The following is a 25095-nucleotide window of genomic DNA, read 5'->3' on the forward strand; positions in this document are numbered from 1 at the left end:
GCGTGGGCAGGAAACGAGTGGCTCACTAGCAAAATCAGAAGGTAGACGACTAAAGGGGAAATGAATGAGTGATTCCGAACAGCCATCGCTTTTTGACGCAGCGCCAACGCCGTCTCCCGATCTTTCTCCTGCCTTCCCTAACCGTGCGGCTTGGGGTACAGCAACCAAACTTCGTGCCTGGCAGGCAGAGGCAATGCACCTCTACTTCACCCAGCGCCCGCGGGATTTTATGGCTGTAGCTACCCCCGGCGCAGGTAAAACCACCTTTGCCCTTACCGTAGCTAAAGAACTTTTTGACCGGGGAGAAGTAAACCGTCTGACGGTTGTCGCCCCTACTGACCACCTGAAGAAGCAGTGGGCAGACGCCGCCGCGCGCGTCGGGCTTTCGATTGACCCTAACTTCAAGAATGCTGACGGTACCCACGGTCGCGAATATCAGGGTGTTGCCCTTACCTACGCCCAGGTAGCGAATAAGCCCATGTTGCACCGTGCTCGCACCGAGAACGCGCGCACCCTGGTGATTATGGACGAAATTCACCACGCTGGTGATGCCCTGTCTTGGGGTGATGGTCTCCGTGAAGCATTTGAACCAGCCCATAAACGTCTGTCTCTGACCGGAACACCGTTTCGTTCAGATGATTCACCAATCCCCTTTGTGACCTATGAGGAGGGTAAAGACGGTATTCGCCGTTCAAAGTCTGACTACTCCTATGGATATGGTCCGGCGCTTAAAGACCATGTGGTGCGCCCGGTTATTTTTATGGCGTACTCCGGGCAGATGCGCTGGCGCACCTCTGCCGGTGAAGAAATGGCGGCAAACCTAGGGGAGGGTTTTACCAAGGACATCACTGCCCAGGCGTGGCGAACTGCTCTTGATCCCAACGGCGAGTGGATTCCCACGGTTCTTTCGGCAGCCGATAAGAGACTCACCGAAGTGCGCCGTACAGTGCCCGACGCCGGTGCGTTGGTCATTGCCACCGACCACCAGGATGCACGTGCCTATGCGGCCCAGCTCGAAAAAATCACGGGGGAAAAACCCACCGTGGTGCTCTCCGATGACAAAACCGCCTCCCGCAAAATTGATGCTTTCTCCGAAGGGGAGCAGCGCTGGATGGTAGCGGTTCGTATGGTGTCTGAAGGCGTGGACGTGCCCCGTCTTGCTGTGGGCGTGTACGCAACATCTACTTCCACACCCCTATTTTTTGCCCAGGCAGTCGGTCGCTTCGTGCGTGCCCGTAAACGAGGAGAAACCGCCTCTGTATTCTTGCCCTCGGTACCGCAGCTCATGCTCCTGGCAAATGAGATGGAAGCCGAACGCGACCATGCCCTCGACCGCAAAGCACCTGGTGATGACATTCCTCAGGATCCCCTTAACGAGGGCCTGGACGATCACCTCATTGAAGAAGCAAACCGTGAGGACCGCGCCTCTGAGGAGCTGACTAAGGGCAAATTTGAGGCGATTGGTTCCCAGGCGTCCTTCCACGGTGTTCTCTTTGATGGCTCAGAATTCGGTGCCGGCGCAGTAGGCATTGGCTCGGAGGAAGAACAAGATTTTTTGGGCATCCCCGGTTTGCTTGATGCCGATCAAGTAGGTACACTATTGCGCGCTCATCAGCAAGAACATGCCTCTCGGCGTCCTACCGGTTCCACCCCTCAAGTTGTCGACCACCGCCAACTCAAAGATCTGCGCAATAAATTAGCCAAAAATGTGTCTGCCTACGCGGTGCGCTCGGGCAAACCTCACGGTTCCATCCATAACGAATTGCGGCGAGTATGCGGCGGACCGCCGGTGGCGCAAGCCTCCGCTGAGCAAATTCAAGCCCGACTGGATAAACTCGCGGACTGGTTCGTCGGTCGTAAATAAAAAGAAAGAGGGCGGAAGCTACCGTAGCTTCCGCCCTCACCTGCATTCCCGCGTTATCTGACGACGGTGACGCCGCCGTCCTCCAGTTCCTCCAGAGCGTCTTCGAATCCCTCATCGGAAACAGGCGCGGTGAGCTCTGCCAATACCTGGGTTTCATACCCGGCATCTACAGCATCTAGAGCGGTCGCTTTGACACAGAAATCTGTAGCGATTCCCACGACATCGACTTCGGTGATATCCCGCTCCTGCAACCAATCGTCCAAAGACAGCTTGGGGGTATTGTCTTCAGGATTTTCATGGACATCGCGCTCGCCGGTCATGACAGTATCCTCCGGCGCCAAAATACCTTCAAAGCCTGAATAAGCGGCCTCGAATTCACCCTTACGGAAGAAAGCCTCGATGTAGTCGGTATCGAGATTCGGGTGAGTTTCCGCCCCGTTCGTCTCTGCTTTGCAGTGTACCGGCCAGGAATTTTTATAGTCGGGGGTTTCTGAGAAATGTGAACCGGGATCTTTATGCCAATCCTGGGTTGCAACAATTGCATCGTAATCAGTGTGGTGCACTTCTACATACTCACTAATTGCTGCGGCGACGTCGGCACCGTTTTCCGTTGCCAGGCTACCACCGGGACAAAAGTCGTTTTGAACATCGACAATAATCAAAGCTTTAGACATGGTTTTCCTCTACTTTACAGAGAATCGAATTAGATGAATTGGGATGGGATGACAGGCTCGCCTTCAGACAGTCGAGACGCCGCTCGGGGGAGTTCAGCAATCGAACGAGCGTGACGTTCGGCAGCACGACGCACACCTTCAGCCCCGGTGAACCCTTCGAGGATTTTTCCGTCTTTGACGAAATCGACCATCAAGTCGCGATCGTTTGAATCGGAAGGCGCTTTCGCGTCAACCCCAATAACCTCAGCAGTTGCTCTACCCTGTTCATTGATTTTGCGCACCGCATACTTACGACCGCCATAGGACGCTTTACCCGTGGATGCTTTTGCCACAGGTTCCATGACACCCTCATCGTTTTCGCGGGCTACTACTTTGTAGACCATGGACGACGTCGGGGCGCCCGAACCGGTCACCAATTTGGTACCCACACCGTAGGAGTTAACGGGAGCTGCGGCGAGTGAAGCGATAGCATATTCGTCCAGGTCAGAGGTCACAGTAATCTTGGTTTTGGTGTTTCCCAGCTCATCGAGAAGCTGGCGAACCCAGGTAGCCTGAGCAACCAAGTCTCCGGAATCCAAGCGGACGCCCCCTAGCTCGGGACCAGCCAACTCCACCGCGAGGCGCACTGCTTTTTCGACGTCGTAGGTATCCACTAACAAAGTAGTATCCACGCCCAAAGAATCGAGCTGCGCCTGGAAAGCATCGCGCTCAGTATCGTGCAGGAGGGTAAAAGCGTGGGCAGAGGTTCCAATAGTATTCAAACCGTAGCGGCGACCAGCTTCTAGGTTAGAGGTGCCGGTAAAGCCACAAATGATTGCTGCACGTGCTGCCGCTACAGCAGCTTCCTCGTGGGCGCGGCGGCTACCCATCTCTAAACAGGGGCGATTGCCCGCCGCTAGAGACATGCGCGAAGCAGCAGAAGCTACAGCGGAATCGTAATTCAAGATAGAAAGAATGAAAGTTTCAAGTACGCACGCTTCGGCAAAGGTGCTCTCCACCTGCAAGACGGGGGAGTGCGGGAAATAAACTTCACCCTCGGCATACCCAAAAATGTTGCCGCTGAACGAGAAATTACTCAGATATTCCAGAGTCTCATCGTTCACCACGTGAGTGTTCGCTAAGAAATCTAGTTCTTCTTTTTCGAACTTAAAATTCTTGAGTCCTTCCAGAAACCTGCCGGTTCCGGCTAACACTCCGTACCGGCGTCCGGCAGGGAGCCGACGCGTAAATACTTCAAAGAAGCTATGGCGGTGAGCGGCACCAGACTTCAAAGCGGCCTGGAGCATGGTGAGCTCATAATGATCAGTCAATAATGCTGTTGAGGTAGACACAGGCTATATTTTACGGGTAAAACGCTTAGAGGAATATATTCAGTGCTTCGTGTGTTGAGAACAGCAGAATAAACTAAACCCTGGCTCAACCGGCAGATGAACAAATAGTGAAAAATAGCTGAGTAAATTCAAGGCAAATTTAGGATAGGCTGAGGGAAAGTGACAGGGTGTGGTCAAAGATGACCCGCTGAACCAAAGGCTCACGCAAGGGAAAATAAGGAGATTGTTACATGTCAGCTGCACCCCAGGAAGCTCTTGAAGCGGCATTCGCTCAAGAGACAGAATTTGAGGTTGCACCGGGCGTGCCCTGGCAAGTCATTGTTTGGAACGATCCCGTAAATCTGATGAGCTACGTAACCTATGTATTTCGCTCCTATTTTGGATTCAGCAAAGACAAAGCACACCGCCTCATGATGCAGGTGCACGAGCAAGGAAAAACCGTCGTTTTCACCGGTTCCCGCGAAGAAGCTGAAAAACACACACAAGCAATGCACGGCTGGGGACTCTGGGCAACTTTTGAAAGGGTGAGCGAATAAATGGCGCAAGGATTCAAGAGCGGCCGCAAAGGGCTGACTGCCCGCTTTAATGCAGAAGAAGCATCTCTGCTCCAAAAGCTGTTTACCGATGTCGCCACCACCCTCGAACCCGATACTGACGAAGGACAAGACCCGCTAGCGGCGTTGGTAGGTATTTCAGAAAACGTTTCAGCACCCACCGACCCGGCGCTCGCACGAATGCTTCCGGTAGCGAGCGACGACCCAGAAGTTGCCGACGAATACCGCCGTTATACAGAGATTTCACTGCGCCAGGAAAAAATTGGCTACTTGCAACTAGCCGCGATGGATCTAGAAAAACTCGATGTCGTTCTCGACGCCGAGCATGCCCGCGCATGGGCAGCTGCACTCAATGATGTTCGGCTGACACTCGCAGCCCGCCTCAACATCCAGAACGAAAACGATGCTCAGCTCATTGCAGAAAAAACCGACTGGAATGCTGTTGAAGACATCGAAGACTATATGTCGCTAATTTATAACTTTGTCTCTTGGCTTCTCGATACCCTCATGGAAGCCATGTTGGATTCATTGAACTAAATGAATAACACCGTGATATTCGCCCTGAAACATGGGCAAGTAATGCAAATTCCACTGTCTTAGAAATTCTCACTGTATTCTCAGAGATAGCATGTCATACGAAGAAACCGCCACAGTAATGACCCCTTGGGGCTCTCACATTTCCGCGCAGCCTACACCTGCAGCGCCCATCGGCGTTTTTGACTCGGGTGTAGGAGGATTGACCGTAGCTCGCGCAGTGATGGATCAGCTGCCGCACGAAAACATTATTTATGTAGGTGACACTGCCCACGGCCCTTACGGGCCTCTCCCGATAGCTTCGGTGCGCGCTAACGCTCTGCGCATTATGGACGAATTGGTAGATGCCGGAGTGAAAATGCTGGTGATTGCCTGCAATACTGCCTCGGCTGCTGTACTTCGAGACGCCCGAGAACGATACACTCGTGTTTATGGGATTCCCGTCGTCGAGGTAATTCAACCTGCTGCACGCCGGGCAGTATCTGCTACGCGCAATGGAAAAATCGGTGTGATTGCTACCGAAGCAACGGTGACATCACGAGCCTATGAAGACACCTTTACCGTCAGCGGTTATGATATTTTTTCAGTGGCGTGCCCACGCTTTGTGGAATTCGTAGAACGGGGTATTACCTCCGGCCCAGAGCTTCTAGCCACCGCTGAAGAATATCTGCGTCCCCTCAAAGAGGCTGGAGTAGACACACTGGTGCTCGGGTGTACTCACTACCCGCTTCTCACCGGCGTTATTTCATACATTATGGGTGAATCGGTCACGCTTGTTTCTTCGTCGGAAGAATCTGCAAAAGACGTTTACCGTGCGCTCGTTGCCCATAACATGGAACGCACCGATAACACCCCCACCCATTACGATTTTCTTGCCACCGGGGAAACAGAATCGTTCGAGAAACTAGCACGCCGCTTCTTAGGGCCCGAAGTGGCTACCGTGCGTCAAACCGATTCAGTGGCCCAGCAATTCCCCACCGGTTCTTTGGCGACCCTCACCCCAGAGATGTTGAGCAACGCCCAAAAAACCATCGCGCCCGAACTATTTGGCGCACCTGACAATGCCTTGGAACAGGACAAAACATGAGATTGACGGTTATCGGATGCTCGGGTTCTTTTCCCAGCTCTATTTCCCCGGCGTCTTGCTATATGATTGCCGCCACGGACGAGTTTGGTCGAACGTGGCGAGTACTAGTTGATATGGGCAATGGTGCCCTCGGCGTACTGCAACGGCATGTTGATCTTTCAGAGATTGATGCCATCTTGATTTCCCATCTTCACCCCGATCACTGCATTGATTTATCTGGTGTACACGTGGCAGTGAAGTGGGATCCACGTGGATGGCCCAAAGGCCCTATCCCGTTGTATGGTCCCACGGATATTCACCAGTACCTTCTTAACACTCATGGGCTGACGATGGAAACCGGTATGCACACCGAGTTTGATTTCCATTCCTGGACCCCCCGGCAAGCCATCAAGATTGGCCCTTTTACGGTAACCCCTTATGAGGTACAGCATCCTGTCAAAGAGCCCTATGCTCTGCGGATTGAATGCGATTCGGAAGAAGGTCACACCGTTCTGACGTATTCGGGCGACACGGATTCCTGCCAGGGGCTGGTGGATGCTGCACGAAACGCAGACCTCTTTCTTTGCGAAGCCGCTTATCAGGAAGGTCGAGATGATCACCTGCGTGGCATCCACCTCAGCGGTAAACGTGCAGGTCTTGCTGCCCAAGAGGCGAACGTCCGCAACCTGTTGCTGACTCACTTACCCATCTGGAATGACCCTGCAGAAATTCTTGCAGAAGCCCAAGAAATGTTCGACGGCGGCATCGGGGTGGCAGAAACCAGCGCCACCTATCAGGTACATCCTCGCCCCGATGACTCGCCGACACAGACCACAACCCTGCAAGTCATCAACAAAACACTTCCCTAAACTTTTCTCGCTTCAATCATTCATAGGAGAACAACCTACTATGGCTCAAGAAAACACCTCCGTTCTGCGAGCAGACGGACGCGCCACCAATGAACTGCGCCCCATCACCATTACCCGCGGCTGGTCAAAGAACGCCGAGGGGTCGGCGCTCATTGAATTCGGAAACACCCGAGTATTGTGCACCGCTTCCTTCACCGAAGGAGTGCCACGCTGGCTCAAAGGCGAAGGCAAAGGTTGGGTCACCGCTGAATACGCGATGCTTCCTCGGGCAACGAACACCCGCTCTTCCCGAGAATCTGTCAAAGGCAAGATTGGTGGGCGCACCCACGAAATCTCTCGCCTCATCGGCCGCTCGTTGCGCGCCGTCATCGATACCAAAGCGCTTGGTGAGAACACGATTGTGTTGGATTGCGACGTTCTGCAAGCAGATGGAGGAACGCGCACTGCATCCATCACCGGTGCTTATGTAGCGCTTTCGGAAGCAATTCAGTGGGCTAAGAGTCAGGGTATTCTTCGTGCCAAAGCTCAGCCTCTGACCGGCTCAGTTTCCGCCATCTCAGTGGGGATTATCGACGGCGTGCCCATGCTTGATTTGCCCTACGTTGAAGATGTTCGTGCTGAGACCGACATGAACGTGGTGGTGACAGGCGACGGCAAATTCGTGGAGGTGCAGGGAACTGCTGAAGGTGCTCCCTTCGACCGCGAGGAGCTTAACGCGCTCCTCGATCTTGCGCTTGAAGGCACCGCTGAACTCGCTGCCATCCAGCGCCAGGTTCTGGGGGAGTCCTAATGCCTGCCAAAGTTGTTCTTGCCTCGCATAACCAGGGTAAGCTGCGCGAGCTCCGTGACATTTTACGCGGACAAATTCCAGGTCTGAACGTAGATACTGACGTGGTCGATGCCACTGCGGTCAACGCCCCCGACGTAGTTGAGGACGGCGTTACCTTTGCCGAAAACTCCTTCAAAAAGGCGAGGGCAGTATCTGCTGCTACCGGGTTGATTGCTATTGCCGATGATTCTGGGCTTGCAGTTGATGTGCTCGGAGGAGCTCCAGGGATTTTCTCCGCTCGCTGGGCTGGGAACCACGGTGATGATGCGGCAAATATTAATTTGCTCCTGGCACAGCTTTCGGATATTGACGATAGTCACCGCCGGGCAAAATTCTGCTGCGCAGCAACAATGGTGACCCCAGATGGATCCGAAGCTGTGGAATACGGGGAGTTGCCCGGTCGACTCTTGCGCCAGCCCGCAGGTGAAGGCGGCTTCGGTTATGACCCCATTTTGGCTCCATCGGAGCTCACAGGGGAGTATGCTGGAAAATCATGTGCTGAAATACCGGCAGAAGTGAAGAATTCTATGAGCCACCGCGCTCGTGCGTTCACCGCTTTAATCCCGCATCTTCGCCAGGCACTTGAATCGTAAACCGCAAGGTGGCGCCTGACCAGTGCTGCCTGTGGGACTTTCCACAACGTCGTGAGAGTTCTTATTCTTTGGGGTTGAGAAAACCATGCATCGAGCTCACCTAGACCAAGCCAATTTTGCGCCTGTGGTGGATGCCGTTATGCGTCAAGCGGGTCTCAACGTTGCCCGCGACCGATGGGACGTGCGCCGAGGAGGGTCAGCCCACTTCGTCATTAACATGGAGGGGCGACTGAGCGTCCGCGTTGCTAAGACTCCTGACACTGGGGCTAAAGTGGCCAGGCGTGCGGAAACACTTCGCCGATTACCCACTGGTCTTTCTTTTGCTGTGCCTCGTCCGATTACTCGAACCATTACGCGCAATGGAATGACGGCGGTGGGGCTGCACTGGATCAAGGGTGAACCGAAGAATCCGGGCCCGGCTTCGCCAAAAGCTCTATCGCATATGCTTCGAGATTTACACTCGATTGATTACACCGGTATGGAGCCTTACCTGGATCAGCCGCATTGTCACTGGGGTGGTCAGGATTGGGTCGGGACACTCCAAGATGATGTGGTTCCTCAACTGTTGCGGAGCAACCGCCCCTACGCTCACAAGATTATTGAGAACGTTTTAGAGCTGGAGCCAATGAAACCTCGGCTGATTCACAACGATTTAGCCGGTCACAATATCCTGTGGAACGGTGACCGGTTGGTGGGCTTGATTGATTGGGATCACGCATGCATAGCTGATCCCGCTTATGACTGGGCTTCGTTGGGAAACTGGTATGGCTGGGATTCGCTCAAGAAATCATTGAGTTCTGTTGAACTAGAGAGAGCCAAAACTATCTCGCACAAATTGGCCTTAGAAGCTGTCGCTTATTCTATGCATAATGGCATGGGCGGGGCGATTGTGCGGTTGGCTGTGGAACGAGCCGATAACTGGCTGATGGATCACCGCGAAGAAATCTAAGCTGCTAAGGGACTGGCTCCCACTTGAGCGAAGAAATTCTCCAGTACGCTGTGAATCGCAGGATGGGTGGGCTCTACCTGTTCTGAGGCTGAGAAGGCTTGATTTGGGCGGGCGATGCTGGCGAAGAAAGTCGCCAGCAGACGAGCGCGCACAGTACCAGTGGGAAGAGCTTGAGTGGATTGCTTCGAATCCGAAATTTCAGAGGTACTCAACATAGAAAAAGTCAGGATGATGGATTCCTTCAGTATCGCACCGGCAGTATTGACTGGGGCTGAGCGATCTTGAATCCGAACCTCCGAGGGAGAATTGAGAGCACCCCGCAGAATCTTCTCAATCTCTTCTCCATGGCCAGGGAGCTGGGGAAGCGGCAACCGGACGAACCAATCCGCGGCTGCCTCCAACGCCTGGCTTAGAAGCCCATCTTCGGAGCGCTGCTGACCATCAGTGACGCCCGCCAGGAGCGAGCGCACCAGAAGAGCGACTGCAACTGCACTGAATATTTCTTGCTCATGACCGTGGGTCAAGGCCGCTGCGCGAGCGGTCAATACCGCTACGGTGGTGGGATCCTCCACTGGTAGAAAACCCATCATGGCTGAGCGAACGAGCGATCCGCCGTCCTGTGCCTCAGTATTGATGTTCTTCTCCAGGAGCTGCATGTCGCTCTGGTTCAGTGCTTTCATGATGGTCGCATCGATGTGGCCGCTACAGCTGTGCGGAGCCAGGGAGTCGATTGCCCGATCTAAGGCAAAAGGTGCGCCGTCGGGGGAGATACTGTGAACCGTGCGAATCATGCGCAAAAGCGCAAGCCAGATACACGCGGTTTCATCGGCGGCTACGCCCTCGTTGTTCCATTCTAAGACTTCGTTGAGCCCATCTAGCTGGTACAGCGCAAACCAGGTTTCATCGGAGGGGCTTTTGCTCTGATGCAGCGCCGCATCCGCGCTCGCTAATGCATCAAGCGACGCCGAGCAAGCCTGGGCGAAAGCCGGGTGGGTGATTTGAGGTGCGGGCTGAAAAGTCGAAGTCATGCACCTATCTTATCTTTTTGGCATAGATTAGAACTATGCGTATTTTGCACACCTCTGATTGGCACCTGGGCAGATCTTTTCATGGGCTGTCTCTGCACGACATCAGCGAGAAGTTCTTGCTGGAGTTAGTAGAAACCGTGAAAGAGAAAAATATCGATGCGGTCTTGGTGAGCGGTGATGTTTATGATCAGGCGCAGCCGCGTACCGAAACCATTGAATTGCTTTCCGCAGCTCTTGAAGAATTGAGCGAGCTGGGGTGCGCGGTGGTGCTCAGTAGCGGCAACCATGATTCGGCTGCGCGGCTAGGCTTTGCCTCTAAACTCCTGGCACGGCAGCGGGTATTTTTTCAAACAGAGGTGGAGCAAAGTAACGAGCCCGTGCTTCTCGAAAAAGGCGGGGTAAGCGTTGCAATTTTTGCCGCTCCCTATCTTGAACCGCGGTCAATGGGCAGACGGCTCGGCGTCGCCCCTACTCACCGCGATGTCCTAGAACATACCTTCAACGCTGCCCGGCAGCGCAAGGAAGAGTTGCCGCAGGATACCGTTAGCATCGCTATGGCTCATTGCTTTGCCAGCGGATCTCAACCGACCGAATCGGAACGAAATATCGCCGTCGGAGGTATTGAGACCGTAGATTTTCAGGTGTTCAGGGATTTTGACTACGTCGCTCTAGGCCATATTCATGGTAAGCAAAAGCTAACCGATACTATCCGTTACTCCGGCTCACCTTTGGCTTTCTCTTTCTCTGAGGAAAACCACCGCAAGGGCGCTTGGCTACTCGATGTTGAGGCCGAGGGCATCGTAGAGATTTCTGAAGTCATCTGGAAAAACAAGCTTTCTCTGAAAACGCTGCGGGGTACGTTGGCTGAGCTATGCACGGAGAAGACCTACACCCCCTTTGAGCAATCCATTTGCCGGATGTATATCACTGACGACGTGCGACCTTTAGGCGCTCTCGAAAAACTTCGGGAACGGTTTGAGACGGTAGCGGAACTTTATTTTGATCCGGCGCATCCAGCACAGAGAGATACCCGCGCCTATGCGCAGCGAGTTTCGCAGACCATGAATACCGAAGAAGTCTGTACTGACTTTTTCGGACACGTTTGCGGTAGCGAGCTCACACCCGATGAAGTGACCTATGTACACGACGTGTGCACGGCTGTAGAAGCAGAGGAAGTTTCCGCATGAGAATCCACCGCCTGAGGTTGACCGCCTATGGTCCCTTTCCCCATACCGTCGATATTGATTTCGAAGAACTCAATCAGGCCGGAATTTTCTTGCTTAATGGCCCTACCGGTTCGGGAAAATCCTCCATTTTGGATGCCATTTGTTTCGCTCTTTATGGCACTACTTCGCTAGCTCGCCCAGAGCTCAAGAGCCACTTTGCTGCAGATGATGTGGAACCGCGCGTCGAACTTGAATGCACCATCGGTTCAGCTCACCTGCGTATTGAGCGCTCGCCCAAGTGGGAGCGCCCCAAAAAACGGGGTACAGGTACGCTTACCCAACAGGCCAAAGTGCTTGTGGAGCGTGAAAACCCCGAGCAGCCCGGGCAGTGGGAAACAAAGGCAGAGCGAAACGATGAGGCAGGGAAATACATCACTGAACTCATCGGGTTGAATCGTGAGCAATTTACTCAGGTCATGCTGTTACCCCAAGGCGAATTTGCCCGTTTCCTGACCAGTAAATCGGCTGATCGAGAAGAACTACTCAAACGATTGTTCCCCACTGCTACCTTTGAGCGGGTACAGCAGGAACTTATTCGGCGAGCAAAAGAGAGCGGGTTGAAGGCGGAGAGGGCTCTGCACGATGTAGAGAAAATTGCTGATCGCTCGGAGCAAACCTTAGAAAGCTCTGCCTTAGATGATGTGAAAGAGCGGTTCGAAAGCCAACTGGCGCCGGTAGCGCAGGAACAAGACAAAGCGCGTTTGACAGACTTGCTGTTGGAGAAAATTTCCGCAGAGTACTCTGACCAGGGGCAGAACCCGACGTTGGGGGAGGAGCTGGCTGCATCTGAACACCGAATTAAACAGGCGCTAGATGTGGTGCGCACGGCCCATGGGCTCTCTATAGAAAAGGTGAACACACTTCGCACTGAAGTGCAACGACTCAACGAATCCAAGAGACAGTGGGAAATTTTCGAAGAACTCAGCGCTTCACTCAAACGTCTCAAGAGCCAGGAGGAAGGTTTCAAGCAGAAGCGCCATAAGGTGAAACGCGCGCACGCTGCACTGCAGATTTTGCCGCTCTTTGATGCAGCAAACCAAGCAGAGAAGAAGAGAATTCAGGCGGAAAATCATTTCGCACAAGCTCAAGCACCCCTTCTCCACGAAATGCAGCTTAACCCCTGGCTAAAAACGCTTCCCGCGCAGTCAACAGGAGAAAAGCTGCACACGGTAGCAAATGAGGTTTTCACTCCGGATACTTCTGCCGAACTCGAAACGCTCTATGACGATATCAAACAGCGAGCGGGGTTCACCGAACAGCTGATAGAACGGGAAAAGAAGCTTCAACAGGGTGAAGAGCAAGTTCATCAGCTGCAAGCGCGCCGGAACGACCATGAAAAGCAAGTTCAAGTATTAGAGCAACAAGCAGAACAATCAGCGCAAAAACTTGCCACGACCGAAAAAGAGCAAGAGAGTCTCCATCGGGCAGAAATTGAACTCGCCGAATTCACCGCAGCCTTCGACCGCACTCAAAAAGTAGTAGAACTTTCACGGCAGCTAAACGAGCATCTCAAAAAGCTAGAGCGCAAAGTTGTACAAGCCCAAGTCGCCGAACAAAACAGGCAAAAGCTGGCGCACCACGCGGAAGCGCTTCAAAATCTTCGCTACGCACAAGCAGCTCAATCCTTAGCAAACCAACTCGAAGACAACCAACCATGCCCCGTCTGTGGTTCTTGCCAGCACCCACGTCCTGCTGCAGGAGAGGTTACACAAGAACTGGTCGAAGAATCAGAGGTCAAGAATGCCCGAGTCGCGCGAAATGCTGCAGAAGTAGAAGCCCAAGAAACCCAAACTCAACTCACCGCCGCCCGGGCCACAGCAGAAAATCTCCAAGAGATGGGTGCTATCAACGTCGAACAAGCCCTCGACAACTTCAATAAGGCACAAGCACGTTTAGAAGAACTAAAGCACCGTGCCCACCGTGCTACCGAACTCAAAAACGCAGCAACAAAGCTGAAGGACCAACAAGAGTCCACCGCCCAACAGATGCGACAGAAGGCGCTTGAAATTTCCCGTCTCGAATCAGAAATACAGGTACTCCAAGAACAACATCAGTTAGAACGAACCCACCTTGAAACTCATCGCACCGAATTGTCTTGGGCAAACACTCTGCACAGCCTTCAACGGCTACTGCCTCTGCTCAAAAAATTCCAAAAAACAGGAAATGACTATGTGCACGCTCACCAGGTAGAAGTCGATCAACAAACGCTTTCCCAGGCAAAATTACAGGACTCAATCTTCACAGGGGAGTCAGAAATCCGAGAAAGCGCCCTGCCTGCGGCAACTCTGACCAAGCTCGAAGAAGAAATCACCACCTATAACAACACACTCAGCGGTATCCAAGCACGACTAGATACCCCAGCACAACAAGACATCAAAGAAAACAAAGAAATGGGGATGCAGCCCCCCACCGCTGAAGAATGCGAGCTCCTCACCGAACAACTCGAAAAAACCCAGCACATCGGCGAACAATTCATCCGCTGGGAAACGCAACTCGCCAGTGCCCACCATAGTTTTCAGCAACTGCGGGCAGAACATACACGTATCACGGCCCGCAACGAAAAGCTCATTGAGACCGCTCAGATGCACCGCCGTCTTGCCGATATTGCAGCAGGCAATACAACCGATAACCGTCTTGCTATGTCTCTCACCACCTTTGTGCTGGCAGCGCAACTGGAGGAGGTAGCGCTCGCAGCCACCTTGCATCTGGAAAGCATGACGCATGGCCGCTTCAAGCTGCGCCACACCGATGCCAAAACAGGGCGGGGCAAATCTGGTCTAGAAATCGCCGTTTTCGATAGCTGGCTTGCGAGAGAACGCACTCCCGCTACCCTCTCCGGTGGCGAGACTTTCATGGCCTCATTGGCGCTCGCACTGGGGCTGGCGGACGTCGTCCAACAGCGCAACGGCGGTATCGAAATTGATACGCTATTTGTAGACGAAGGATTCGGTACGCTCGATGAATCCACACTGGAAGAAGTGATGGGTACACTCGATAATTTGCGAGAAGGTGGCCGCGTGATTGGTCTCATTTCGCACGTGGCTGAGATGAAGAATCGAATTCCCTTGCATATTACGCTCAGTACCTCACCGGAAGGATCAACCCTTGAAACACCTCGCCCGTGAGATGACCTCAGATACTCGGCCTGCAGAATCCCCAGCTAATTCCGGCAGTAAAAGACGACGCAGTGAGAAGATTTGGCAAAAGACTCGGGCTATGCGGGAGCAACTGAGGGAGAGCTACCGCCCCGTTGATCGTCAACTTTTGGTCTTTTCTATTTTGATGCGTCTGCCGTCTTTCATGATTGCTCTGTCGGTGCTCCTGGTGATGGCACATCAAACGGGAGAAGTTTCACTGGGTGCCTATGCTGCAGGTTTGGTGGCGCTGAGCTCCGCAGCAACGCAACGAACCTACCGCAATCTCTCTCGCAGGGTCGGGTACCGCCGAGTTCTGATGGTTGCAGCAACACTAAATATTCCAGCCGTGGCTTTCTTGATGATTCAGACCGGCAGGTTTACGACGTCCGGTGCTGGTGGATCAATTATTTTGTTGCTTCTGGCTGCCCTTCTTGCTGGTCTCACGACCGCCCCTCTAGGTTCGATTATGCGTTTGTTTTGGGGTGGTCAGTATAAGGAAGTCAAGTATCGCAACAACCTCATTTATGCTTCAGCGTTTGAATCAATCCTTGACGTGATAGCCCTACCGGTCGCTGCTGCGATTGTGGGTTTGGTGTCCATTTTAGGTGGTGTTCAATCCTCCCTGTTCGCCGTCATCGTCATCAACGTGGTGGGCATGATGTTCGTGTTATGGAAGCCATCAGCGCTGAACCCCCAATCATTAGGTTCTGAAACTTCCGAACCGCGCGTGGAAGATTTAGGAAAAGACAGCCAGCAACTGGGCTGGTTGCCGATGTTGGGGGCAACTTTTCTAGGTATCGCCATCGGGGCAACGCAGTCCGCATTAGTGATTCGGGCAGTACAAACTGAAACCCTAGAAACCGTAGGTATCTATCTGGGGATTATGGGAGTTGCAGGGGCTGTGACCTGCCTTTTCCTGGTGGGAAACCTTCAACGGTTTGCCACATGGGAAGGCTGGTTACTGATTTCCGGCTTATTGGTGATGGCAACTCTGACACTCTCGTTACCGCGTGCGGTTTTCTGGACGATTTTCGTGCTCATCTTCTTTGGCTGCGCTATCGGTGCTGCCCTGATGTGTATGGACACGATTATTACCAGGCTCTCTGCCCGGGGAAACATCGTCTTGGCTCATTCCAGCACTCAATCCACATACATCGGTGGACTAGCTCTGGGGTACGTATGGGCAGTGCTGATGAGCAATATGACAGGTCAATCGGCGTCTCTACTGGTTCCACTTGTTGCTGCCACTCTGTTCTTTTGCACCGGGCAACTCTTTGGCTTCCAATGGAGGCGGCGTTATGAAGAGAGACTGCATCTTCTCCAGCTGGAGAGGCCTAAGAATAAATAAGAATAAGCAAGGAGCTCAGCACCATCGTGCTGAGCTCCTTGCTTATTCTCAAAGAAAACGCTGACGGTTAGTGACCGCGCTTGGTCCATTCTTCGACATCGCCGGCTTCTAGCCCGATTCCTGTTTCCTCACCATGACCGGTGAGAACCGCAGTGGAATCAGGCAACACCAGCAATTTTCCCGTAATCGAATTGAGGATAGTGGGGAAATCGCTGAACGAGCGACCGGTTGCTCCGGGACCGCCCTGGAACAGCGTGTCTCCGCTGAAGACGACACCGTCAGAGTTTTCCCAGCTCAAATCTGGCGCGTAAAAACATACCGAGCCAGGGGGAGTGACCGGGTGTCTCAAGCACTCGAAGTTCAGTATCACCAATGCTCAGAAGAGTTCCTTCGGCGAGATCTTCGTCAAAATCCCAGCTGGGGTACACCATTTCCCAGAGTTGCCGATCTGCTGAATTGAGGTAGACCGGTGCTTCAAAACGGTCTGCGGCTTCTTTGGCTGAACCAATGTGGTCATCATGGGCGTGGGTAAGCAGAATCTTTTCAACGTTTCGACCGTCCACTGCTTTCGAAATTTTATCGACGTCGTGAGCGGGATCTATGATAATCACCGATTTCTCGTTGCCTACAATCCAGACGTTATTTTCAACGTCCCAGATTCCGCCATCGAGTGAAAAGGTTCCCGTCGTTACAACTTTTTCAATTTTTTCACTCATTGTTGTCTCCTAAAGTTCCACAACCGAACGAAGCACCTTGCCGGTCTTCATGGTCTCAAAGGCATCATTGACATCCTCGAGAGAAATTCGCTCGGTCACGAACTGATCGAGGGGCAAACGACCTAGTTGGTACTGGTCGACGAACATGGGGAAATCACGCGAAGGCAGAGTATCCCCATACCATGCTGATTTGATGGATCCCCCACGGCCGAAGACGTCGTCGAGGGGAATATCCCAGGAGGTACCGGGGGAGGGAACGCCCACCAGTACGACTCGTCCGGCGAGGTCACGGGCATAGAACGCCTGCTGGAAGGTCTCTTTGATGCCGACGGCGTCAATGACCAAGTCAGCGCCATAGCCATCGGTCAGTTCACGAATTTTCTCTACCGGATCGGTTGAGGTTGAGTTGATGGTATGGGTGGCGCCGAGATCCTTGGCGCGGGCGAGCTTAGTGTCGTCCACATCCACAGCGATGATGGTGGTAGCGCCCCCTAGCTTGGCACCGGCAATAGCTGCAACACCGACGCCGCCACAACCAATTACAGCAACCGATTCACCGCGTTTGAGCTCGCCGGTGTTGAGTACCGCCCCCACACCGGCGGTAATACCGCAACCTAGAAGACCAATTGCCGCATAATCTTTTTCGTCAATATCGGCATCAATCTTGGTGCACTGTCCACCAGCAACCAGGGTTTTCTCCGCAAAGGACCCAATTCCTAGAGCTGCTTCTAGTTCAGTGCCATCTTCAAGAGTCATTTTTTGAGTAGCATTATGGGTATTGAAGCAGTACTGCAACTGCCCTTTCTTACAGGCGCGGCATTCGCCGCATACCGCACGCCAGTTGAGGATGACGAGGTCACCGGGTTCTACGTGGGTGACACCTTCGCCCACTGACTCTACAACAGCGGTTGATTCATGGCCCAGCAGGTAGGGAAAGTTGTCTCCTACGCCGCCTTCGATGTAGTGGTGGTCCGTTTGGCAGACGCCGCAGGATTTGACCTGAACGAGTACTTCACCGGGGCCGGGATCTGGAACATTGATTGTGGTAACGGTGGCAGGTTCATTCTTTGCCATAACGACTACTGCTTTAACCTGATGCATTAATCATCCTTTCATGGAGCAAACATAAAGATTTTTTCAATCGTATCTAATCCTCAGCATTCTGATAAGTTCAGTTCACGCGAAGAGGAATGATTTACGGCTCAAATTCTTGAATCCACTGCATCACGGCTTTCTTGAATATGCCGCTGGTGAGCGCATTAATGTGATCCCGTCCGGAGAGAATTTCTCTGCGGTGGGGGACATCAGTTATCTCTAGTGCCTCATACAGCCAATCTCCGTTTCCAGAGACTGTATCTGCTGTGCCACCCACAACAAGGGTCGGGACTTTGGGGTGATGCTGGGCAGGGTCAAATTCGCCTTCGTGGGGTGCTGAGACGAACTGCAATAGCCCCTCGGTGGTAATGGGCGAGTGGTCAATGAGTTCGCGAAAAACGGTGTCAAACGATTCATACTGACGTCCGCTGAGGTAATTCTTTAAGTCCTCGATATGGTTTTTTTGGGGGAACCCAGCCACGGTGACAGTTCTGACGTTCTCGGGGTGATTAATGGCAAATTCCCAGGCGATACGAGCCCCTGCTGAGAACCCCACCACATGCAGGGGATGCCCGACTTGTTGACTCAACCGAAAAAGAGCACCTTCAACTGCGGCTGTATACGTTTTACCTTCGGCGGGGAGCGCAGACTTTTCGATGCTCTGAGTGGTGCTGGCTGACTGCGCGTCGTCCCGCAAAAAGTCCTGCCCATGGTACGGCAAACCCACGGTGATGCAGTGCAAACCCTGAGCTTGTAACTTGCGAATCCAACCGGTCTTGATCCAGACCTGCTCGGCGGTTGCGGCAAATCCGTGAATCAGGACGACAAACGGAGCGCCCTGCTGGGGCAAAGGATAGCTGGTGTACTCCACAGGAGGAAACGTAGTCATGTTCCCAACTCTAATAGAAAAGGTGGGCTCCCCGGCTAGGGGGAACCCACCTCATCTGGTTAAAGACCTGATAGAAAAGAACTGTTTACTTTTCAGAATCTTCTAAATCTTTTGCCTTTTGCTCAAAGTCAACACCGTTATTCTCCAACCGGATGGCGCGTGCTTCTTCAACCAGCTTGTCCTGCTTTTCGATGTTCTTCAAAGCCATGGTGTCTGAGCGAGGCTCTAAAGTAAGAGTTTCTTCAGCACGGATACCTGCGCGAAGTTCACGGACACGCTCAATTTCGGCATCAATCTGTGCACCGAAGAGCAAGACATTGTTCATAATCCAGAGGAAGAGTAACAGAACGATGACGCCGCCGATCATTCCGTAGGTGGCATTGTATTTGCCAAAGTTGGTCACGTAGAAAGTGAAGCCAACTCCTGCAATGCCCATGGTAATCAAAGCAATAAGTGCGCCGGGGGAGAGCCAGTGGAACTTAGGCTGCTTGATATTAGGAGTGCCGTAGTAGAGCAACGCAATGAGCGCTACCGCGATGGCGAAGATAACGGGCCAGCGAACCCATAGCCATACCGCTGTAAAGCCCGAAAGATCGACGCCGGGAATGATGTTGTTGAGGAAATCAAGGGCTGATCCGCTGAGTAGCAGAACAAGCATCATGAGAACAACGAGCAGAACTAACCCTGCGGTGACCAGTAGATTCCAGGGGCGAAGTACCCAAATGGGGCGTCCTTCGGTGACTCGGTAGATCTTATTCATCGCACGACCAAAGGCCCCCACGTAACCTGACGCGGTCCAGAGGGCACCCACGATACCGATAATTAGAGCAAACCCTGCACCGCTACTGGAGGAGAGGTTTCGAATAGGTTCTTCCACCAGAGGCATGATGTCCTTGGGTGCAAAATCGCCGAGGAACTTAAGAATTGCGTTAGCGGTGGCGTCGCCCTGCCCAAACACACCTAAGGTTGAAACAATAGCCAGTAGCGCAGGGAAAATGGAGAGCACTGCAAAGTAGGTGAGGGCTGCAGCTAGGTCGGTGGAGCCGTCCGCCAAGAACTTATTAAAAGATCGTTTAAAAATGTAGCCCCAGTTTGAAGCTGAGACGCTGGAGAGCTTGTCTGATTTGCTCTGGGTAGATTCGTGATCCGTTTGAGCTCTCTTGACAGTTTGCTCATCAAGGGTTGCCATAAAATCCTCTTCATTAAGTACAGGAGCTGGTGAGTACTAAGTTAGCTTACCCTATGTATTCACCGTGAATTCTGAAGCGCGGGTAGAAGAATATCAATGATTTTATTTGGGAAAGAACAGGTCCGAAACGCTTCAGTGTTTCGGACCTGTCATGATGGGCTCTCAATGGAGTAGGTTCTCCAGCGCTTAGTTGTTGATTCCAAGTACACGAGCAGTGTGGCTCATGATTTCATCGGCAAGCTGGGGGTTATCGTTGAGCTTGGTTCCGAAGGCAGGGACCAATTCTTTAATACGGGGTTCCCAGGTGCTAAAGCGATCAGGGAAGCATTGCTGTACCAAGCGGAGCATGATGGGAACAGCAGTTGAAGCACCGGGGGAAGCACCCAAGAGAGCTGCAATAGAACCATCCGCAGAAGAGATGAGCTCAGTGCCGAACTGGAGCACACCGCCCTTTTGGGCGTCTTTCTTCATGACCTGGACGCGCTGACCGGCGGTGATGAGCTCCCAATCTCCGCCCACTGCCTCGGGGTAATATTCGCGCAGAGAACGCACCCGTGACTCTTGATTCTTCAACAACTCACCGATGAGGTACTTGGTGAGGTCCATGTTGTCCAAGCCAGCCTTCATCATGGGGTAGAGGTTGTCCAGGCGTAGCGAGCGGGGTAGGTCAAGCAAGGAACCCTGCTTGAGGAAGTTCGTTTTGAAACCGGCGTAGGGGCCGAACAATAGGGAGCGCTTGCCGTTAACGTAGCGGGTGTCGAGGTGCGGTACGGACATGGGAGGTGCGCCCACAGATGCCTGACCGTAGACCTTGGCGTTGTGCAGATCTGCCGTTGCTTCGTTGGTGTTGCGTAGGAAAAGACCGGATACAGGGAACCCGCCAAATCCTTTTCCCTCTTTGATGCCTGACTTCTGAAGTAGATGGAGTGCTCCACCACCGGCACCGAGGAAGAGGAATTTCGCACGAATCTTGGAAGAATCACCTTTACGCAAACGGTTCTGTACGTTGATAGTCCAGGACTTATCGCTTTCCTGGGTGACGTTGGTGACTTCCTGACCGTAGCGCACCTCGATGCCCTGCGATACAAGGTAGTTCACGAGATTCTGGGTAAGTGCACCGAAATCCACGTCGGTACCCTCGGGCGACCAGCTGGCAGCTACAGGAACTGAAGGTGCGCGACCTTCCATCGTCAGTGGAGCCCACTGGCGAATTTGCTCAGGGTCGGTGGAAAACTGCATACGCTCAAATAACTTTTCTGCTTTAAACGCTTCATTGCGTGCAGCGAGGTACTTTGAGTGCGCATCGCCAAATACTAAGGACATATGCGGAACGGGGTTAATCCACTGTGCGTCTTTGAGTTTTTTCTCTTCAACCAAAGTTGCCCAGAATTGGCGGGATACCTGGAACTGCTCGTTAATGCCCAAGGCTTTGGCTGTGTTGACAGTGCCATCTGTTGCGGCAGGAGCATAGTTCAGCTCGCACAGAGCGGAGTGTCCGGTACCGGCGTTGTTCCAGGGATTAGACGATTCCTGGGCGACCTGATCGAGGCGTTCCAGGAGCACAATATTCCAGGAAGGTTCTAGTTCTTTGAGCAACACACCCAGTGTCGCGCTCATGATGCCGCCACCTACAAGGACGACGTCGGTGGTTTCGTAGTTAGCCACGCTAAACTCCCATAATTTCGTCTGCGGCGCCATCAGGCACCGATGTTGCGTGATTCAGCACGCCTTTATTTTTAGACTAACTCGTTCTGTGGCGTGGAGGAAATAACAGGCAGACTTATGAAGCTCGATTTTTGGATATCGCTTAGGGTTTGACGTTTGCTAAGGCAAATTCTGAGACCGCGGTAGCACTCAGCGGGTAGTAGTTAACGCGCTGGCCCAAAGCTACTGCGGATACGGGATAGCACAGCGGAAAAGCGGGCATGAGCTGGGCAACCTTCAGATTGATGGCTGTGTAAGCTTCTTTCCGTTCCTGGTCATCAATCAACTGGTCAGCGTTGCGAATCGCTTCGAGTATTTCGCGGTAGCTCACTACCAGCTCTTCCCGGTCTTTTTCTGCTGCTGAGGGTGTGGGTACAGGCAAGGGGCTAGCTTCAACATCGACATCGGGTGCCACTGCTTTAGTCTTCTCTGCCTGAGAAATAATTTCCGACGTCGGAGCCAGTACGCGCGAGAGGAAGGCATTGGGGTCGCGGTAGGAGCCAACAAACCCAGTCAGTGCTAAACCTCGTGTTTCGCTGGGTTTGCTGATGATATCGAGATACCCATCGATCCACGGCACCGGCTTAGGCGTAATATTGATGCCTGCTTTGACAAGGTCAGCTGAGATAGATGCAAAAATAACTTCGGGTGAAATCATCCACGGCAGAGAAACATCGGTGGGGTAGTAGAACTCAATGGGCTCCCCCTTGTAGCCTGCCTCTTTCAGGCGGTCTGCAGTGATATCGGTTTTATGCGTGTAATACGCCGAGGTGTCTTCGTTCTTCATCATGAACAAGGACGGCAGAAAATCTACTGCAACGTTTGTACCCTGGGGGAAATACTTCTTGACCAAGAAATTTCGGTCGACGGCGTGAGCGATGGCTGAGCGCATTTCCCGGTTAGAGAGAATCTTGTTTTGCAGGTTAAAGCTAATGTAGCAGATGGAGTAGGGGTCTCTTGGCTGGGTGAGTTTGCCGTGGCGGGCTAGTTCCACGTAGTTATCTCCACCTACCAGGTCGTAGCCGTCTACTTCGTCGTTCAGCATTGCCACAAAACGTTTTTCCGCATCGGGAATGGCGGTGAAGATAATACGTTCTACGGTGGGTTTGTCGCCCCTAAATCCGGTGTAGTAGTCGAGCTGGGCGGCGCGGCCATCCCACGAGGTCACGGTATAAGCGCCGGTGCCCACAGGAAATTTTTTGAGCGAGAGATTTTTGGTGAGGGCAGATGGCGCGCAGATGCCGAATGCTGGCTGAGTGAGTGCACGGAGGAAAGAAGCCGATGGGCGGGAAAGAGTGAAGATTACTTTCCCCTCGTGTTCCTGGCAATCGGTGACTAGCGGTGTTTTGCCATCCTTGGAATTGAGAGAGCTCAGTATTTGCAGATATTCGATGTGGGAGTTTGATGCGGTGTCCTGGGAGACAGAGACCCATCGCTGGTAATTTTTGACGACTGCAGCGGCATTGAAATCTGTGCCGTCCTGAAACTTCACTCCAGAGACCAGCGTGAAAGTGTAGGTGCGGTAATCGTCTGAAACAGACCAGTCAGAGGCAAGTGAAGCTTCGGGTTCACCGGTGTTGATGTTCGCACGCACGAGCGGTTCTAAAATTTGCGCGGAAATTCGCGCTGTTTCTAAGGTGCCCGAGGTTCCGACGTCCAGACTGGATGTTTCTGCGGCATTAGCAAAACGGAAGGTTACCGGATGGGCAGATGTAGGGCTATCGGCGGAGGAATTTTCGGAGGAGCAGGCGCTCAAACTGATTCCTGCGGTGAGGAGACCGCTTAGCTGCAACATACGACGCCGCGTAAAATGCTGACCCAACTTTTTCACCTTTCAGGCATGATCGGCTTGGTGCACTGTTCCACCGATGATGAGAGCGGAAAAATCTGCATACTTCATTGTATATAAAGCAAAAGAGCCCATCCGCTCTGGATGGGCTCTTCAAAACTTGGTGCGCAAGGAGGGACTTGAACCCTCACGCCGTAAGGCACAGGAACCTAAATCCTGCGTGTCTGCCAATTTCACCACTCGCGCATTTCTTCGGGCGAAACCGAAGTACCTAAGAGATACTACAGCATAGCTAGAGACTCTTCAAACCCGAAGATGAGATAGTTTGCACATGGTCGAAGAACTGAATCTAGCGTGGATCAATTGCTAAATCTTTGCGCAGCTTAGATACATGACCTTTGGCGCGCACATTGTACTGAGCTAGTTCTATATCGCTGTTTTCATCGATGACGAATGTGGATCGGATAAGCCCCACATAAGTCTTACCGTAGTTCTTTTTCTCGCCCCACGCGCCGTATGCTTCGGCAACGCTGTGATCTTCATCGGAAAGTAGCGGGAAATTGAGGTCATTCTCTGTTCGAAATTTTTCCAGGGCTGCGGGGGCATCTGGTGATATGCCTAAAATTTGATAGCCGTGGGATGCTAACGAGGCAATATTATCTCGGAAATCACAGGCTTGAGTGGTGCAGCCGGGAGTGGAAGCTTTGGGGTAAAAATAAAGAATTACCTTCTGTCCCTTGAACTGACTGAGGGTATGAAGTTTGTTTTCGGCATCATAGAGGGAAAAATCGGGGGCGGGAGTGCCTGAGGTTAGGTGCGTCATTAACATTTCTCCATCGAGAACAGGTTGCATATCGAGACTTATTTTATCGATTGATTTCTCGCGCGCCCATATATTTTTTCTCCAGAGCCCCTCTGATTGTCGTGAAAAACATAAATTTTGAATAAAAAAGCTCCGCTTGCTTACTATTTTTAGTTGTGTGTCCTTATAATGTTGCCATGCCTGATATTGGTAATTGGTCAATAAATCGTTTGTTATCTACTGCAGCACGAATGCTGGAGCATAGCTGGAATAACCAGCTGAAAGAACTCGGTCTCACACATGCGGGTGTCACCGCTTTGGGAGTTATTTCCAAGGCAGGGACCATTTCGCAGGTGAATGTGGCGTCTATTGTGGGCGTTCAAGCACAGACAATGGGCAAAACTCTTGCCCGGTTGGAATCTCACGGTCACATTTATCGAACCCGCAATACCGTAGATCGACGGAGTTATCTCTTGGGGATTACCCCCCAGGGTAAGGAGGTCTTGGAACGAGCAGAGAATATCGATACAACGCTGTCGGGGACGGCAGGGCTTGCCGACCCTAAGTTTCGCGAGATGTTGCTCAATATTGTGCACGAGCTGTCGAGGCAGGAAGGTGCGAACGCCATTTTGCGAGACGAGCGCAATACTGCTTTAAAGTCAACCGGTCTTGATTCTGAGGGATCTGAAGTGCAGATGGAATCTAAGGATGGTCCCATTACTGCAGTTCTTGATGTGATTACCCCAGAAATGCTAGCGGCGGCTCGGGCAAACAGCTTCGATGAATAAACCCAGGAACCTGTGGTCTTGGCAACATGGAATGAGCCTGAGTTGCCAAGACTAAAATACCTGTGTAGAGTATCTATTCGTTGCAAGGCAACAGGCAAGCGCCTCTAGCTCAATTGGCAGA

Annotated in this window: 21 protein-coding genes, 1 tRNA gene and 1 pseudogene; 12 read left to right on the forward strand and 11 right to left on the reverse strand. The window is 52.6% G+C overall.

The genetic code is table 11. From position 1 onward, the window contains the following. Nucleotides 1-64: 64 nt before the first annotated feature. The gene (locus ACFR81_RS07655; RefSeq protein ID WP_145173283.1) at nt 65-1864 is read left to right on the forward strand and encodes a DEAD/DEAH box helicase family protein; all 1800 of its coding nucleotides are present in this window, start codon (nt 65-67) and stop codon (nt 1862-1864) included. A gap of 53 nt (nt 1865-1917) precedes the next feature. On the opposite strand, the gene ACFR81_RS07660 is transcribed toward ACFR81_RS07655, so the two are convergent. Beyond that, complete coding sequence (locus tag ACFR81_RS07660; RefSeq protein ID WP_343875226.1) at nt 1918-2538, reverse strand: isochorismatase family protein; 621 nt, start codon at nt 2536-2538, stop codon at nt 1918-1920. Nucleotides 2539-2567: 29 nt separating this feature from the next. Next, nucleotides 2568-3869 carry a nicotinate phosphoribosyltransferase gene (locus ACFR81_RS07665; RefSeq protein ID WP_318274997.1) on the reverse strand — a complete coding sequence of 434 codons (1302 nt, stop codon included), beginning with the start codon at nt 3867-3869 and terminating at the stop codon, nt 2568-2570. Nucleotides 3870-4099: 230 nt separating this feature from the next. Between ACFR81_RS07665 and clpS the strand changes: the two genes are divergently transcribed. The 7 genes from clpS to ACFR81_RS07700 all read left to right on the forward strand — a co-directional run bounded on the left by clpS (nt 4100) and on the right by ACFR81_RS07700 (nt 9263). Then, the gene (gene clpS, locus ACFR81_RS07670) at nt 4100-4405 is read left to right on the forward strand and encodes an ATP-dependent Clp protease adapter ClpS (protein WP_068170322.1); all 306 of its coding nucleotides are present in this window, start codon (nt 4100-4102) and stop codon (nt 4403-4405) included. Continuing rightward, complete coding sequence (locus ACFR81_RS07675; protein ID WP_151144487.1) at nt 4406-4960, forward strand: DUF2017 domain-containing protein; 555 nt, start codon at nt 4406-4408, stop codon at nt 4958-4960. A gap of 118 nt (nt 4961-5078) precedes the next feature. Next, nucleotides 5079-6044 carry a glutamate racemase gene (gene murI / locus ACFR81_RS07680; protein WP_186303149.1) on the forward strand — a complete coding sequence of 322 codons (966 nt, stop codon included), beginning with the start codon at nt 5079-5081 and terminating at the stop codon, nt 6042-6044. After that, complete coding sequence (locus tag ACFR81_RS07685; protein WP_343875220.1) at nt 6041-6892, forward strand: MBL fold metallo-hydrolase; 852 nt, start codon at nt 6041-6043, stop codon at nt 6890-6892. Before murI ends, ACFR81_RS07685 begins: the two co-directional genes overlap by 4 nt. A gap of 40 nt (nt 6893-6932) precedes the next feature. Then, nucleotides 6933-7682, forward strand: coding sequence for a ribonuclease PH (gene rph, locus ACFR81_RS07690; RefSeq protein ID WP_145173271.1), 750 nt, complete (start codon nt 6933-6935; stop codon nt 7680-7682). Then, nucleotides 7682-8314, forward strand: coding sequence for a non-canonical purine NTP pyrophosphatase (locus ACFR81_RS07695; protein ID WP_068170313.1), 633 nt, complete (start codon nt 7682-7684; stop codon nt 8312-8314). The genes rph and ACFR81_RS07695 overlap by 1 nt, the downstream gene beginning before the upstream one ends. Nucleotides 8315-8399: 85 nt before the next feature. Continuing rightward, nucleotides 8400-9263 (forward strand): phosphotransferase family protein, encoded by an 864-nt coding sequence (locus tag ACFR81_RS07700; protein ID WP_343875215.1) that lies wholly within the window; start codon nt 8400-8402, stop codon nt 9261-9263. On the opposite strand, the gene ACFR81_RS07705 is transcribed toward ACFR81_RS07700, so the two are convergent. Continuing rightward, complete coding sequence (locus ACFR81_RS07705) at nt 9260-10291, reverse strand: ADP-ribosylglycohydrolase family protein (RefSeq protein WP_343875211.1); 1032 nt, start codon at nt 10289-10291, stop codon at nt 9260-9262. The two genes, ACFR81_RS07700 and ACFR81_RS07705, sit on opposite strands and share 4 nt — an antisense overlap. A gap of 35 nt (nt 10292-10326) precedes the next feature. Between ACFR81_RS07705 and ACFR81_RS07710 the strand changes: the two genes are divergently transcribed. Genes ACFR81_RS07710 through ACFR81_RS07720 form a run of 3 tightly spaced genes read left to right on the forward strand, consistent with a single transcriptional unit; the run spans nt 10327 to nt 16002 of the window. Further along, nucleotides 10327-11478, forward strand: a complete 1152-nt coding sequence (locus ACFR81_RS07710; protein WP_343875209.1) for a metallophosphoesterase family protein — start codon at nt 10327-10329, stop codon at nt 11476-11478. Further along, nucleotides 11475-14642 (forward strand): SMC family ATPase, encoded by a 3168-nt coding sequence (locus ACFR81_RS07715; RefSeq protein WP_343875206.1) that lies wholly within the window; start codon nt 11475-11477, stop codon nt 14640-14642. The genes ACFR81_RS07710 and ACFR81_RS07715 overlap by 4 nt, the downstream gene beginning before the upstream one ends. Continuing rightward, entirely contained in the window at nt 14623-16002 is a 1380-nt protein-coding gene (locus ACFR81_RS07720; RefSeq protein ID WP_343875203.1) for an MFS transporter, read from the forward strand. Before ACFR81_RS07715 ends, ACFR81_RS07720 begins: the two co-directional genes overlap by 20 nt. Before the next feature lie 67 nt (nt 16003-16069). Here the strand turns inward: ACFR81_RS07720 and ACFR81_RS07725 are convergent. The 8 genes and pseudogenes from ACFR81_RS07725 to bcp all read right to left on the reverse strand — a co-directional run bounded on the left by ACFR81_RS07725 (nt 16070) and on the right by bcp (nt 24213). Further along, a pseudogene (locus tag ACFR81_RS07725) lies at nt 16070-16718 on the reverse strand (MBL fold metallo-hydrolase). A 9-nt stretch (nt 16719-16727) separates the two neighbouring features. After that, a complete protein-coding gene (locus ACFR81_RS07730) occupies nt 16728-17819 on the reverse strand; it encodes an S-(hydroxymethyl)mycothiol dehydrogenase (RefSeq protein WP_068170292.1) in 1092 nt (363 codons plus the stop codon). A gap of 94 nt (nt 17820-17913) precedes the next feature. Further along, on the reverse strand, nt 17914-18702 hold the full coding sequence (locus ACFR81_RS07735; protein WP_343875200.1) for an alpha/beta fold hydrolase: 789 nt from the start codon (nt 18700-18702) through the stop codon (nt 17914-17916). An 85-nt stretch (nt 18703-18787) separates the two neighbouring features. Beyond that, a complete protein-coding gene (locus ACFR81_RS07740) occupies nt 18788-19891 on the reverse strand; it encodes a YihY/virulence factor BrkB family protein (protein WP_343875198.1) in 1104 nt (367 codons plus the stop codon). 186 nt (nt 19892-20077) lie between these two features. Continuing rightward, nucleotides 20078-21556, reverse strand: a complete 1479-nt coding sequence (locus ACFR81_RS07745) for a malate:quinone oxidoreductase (RefSeq protein WP_343875196.1) — start codon at nt 21554-21556, stop codon at nt 20078-20080. A gap of 142 nt (nt 21557-21698) precedes the next feature. Then, on the reverse strand, nt 21699-23417 hold the full coding sequence (locus ACFR81_RS07750; RefSeq protein ID WP_343875194.1) for an ABC transporter substrate-binding protein: 1719 nt from the start codon (nt 23415-23417) through the stop codon (nt 21699-21701). Between the two features lie 128 nt (nt 23418-23545). Continuing rightward, nucleotides 23546-23630 (reverse strand) — tRNA-Leu (locus ACFR81_RS07755). Nucleotides 23631-23733: 103 nt separating this feature from the next. After that, complete coding sequence (bcp, locus tag ACFR81_RS07760) at nt 23734-24213, reverse strand: thioredoxin-dependent thiol peroxidase (protein ID WP_377148778.1); 480 nt, start codon at nt 24211-24213, stop codon at nt 23734-23736. Between the two features lie 170 nt (nt 24214-24383). Here bcp and ACFR81_RS07765 point away from each other — a divergent pair, with 170 nt between their 5' ends. Continuing rightward, the gene (locus ACFR81_RS07765) at nt 24384-24974 is read left to right on the forward strand and encodes a MarR family winged helix-turn-helix transcriptional regulator (protein ID WP_343875190.1); all 591 of its coding nucleotides are present in this window, start codon (nt 24384-24386) and stop codon (nt 24972-24974) included. The last annotated feature ends 121 nt before the right edge of the window (nt 24975-25095 follow it).

It is taken from the genome of Rothia amarae, assembly GCF_042677725.1.
Lineage (GTDB): Bacteria > Actinomycetota > Actinomycetes > Actinomycetales > Micrococcaceae > Rothia > Rothia amarae.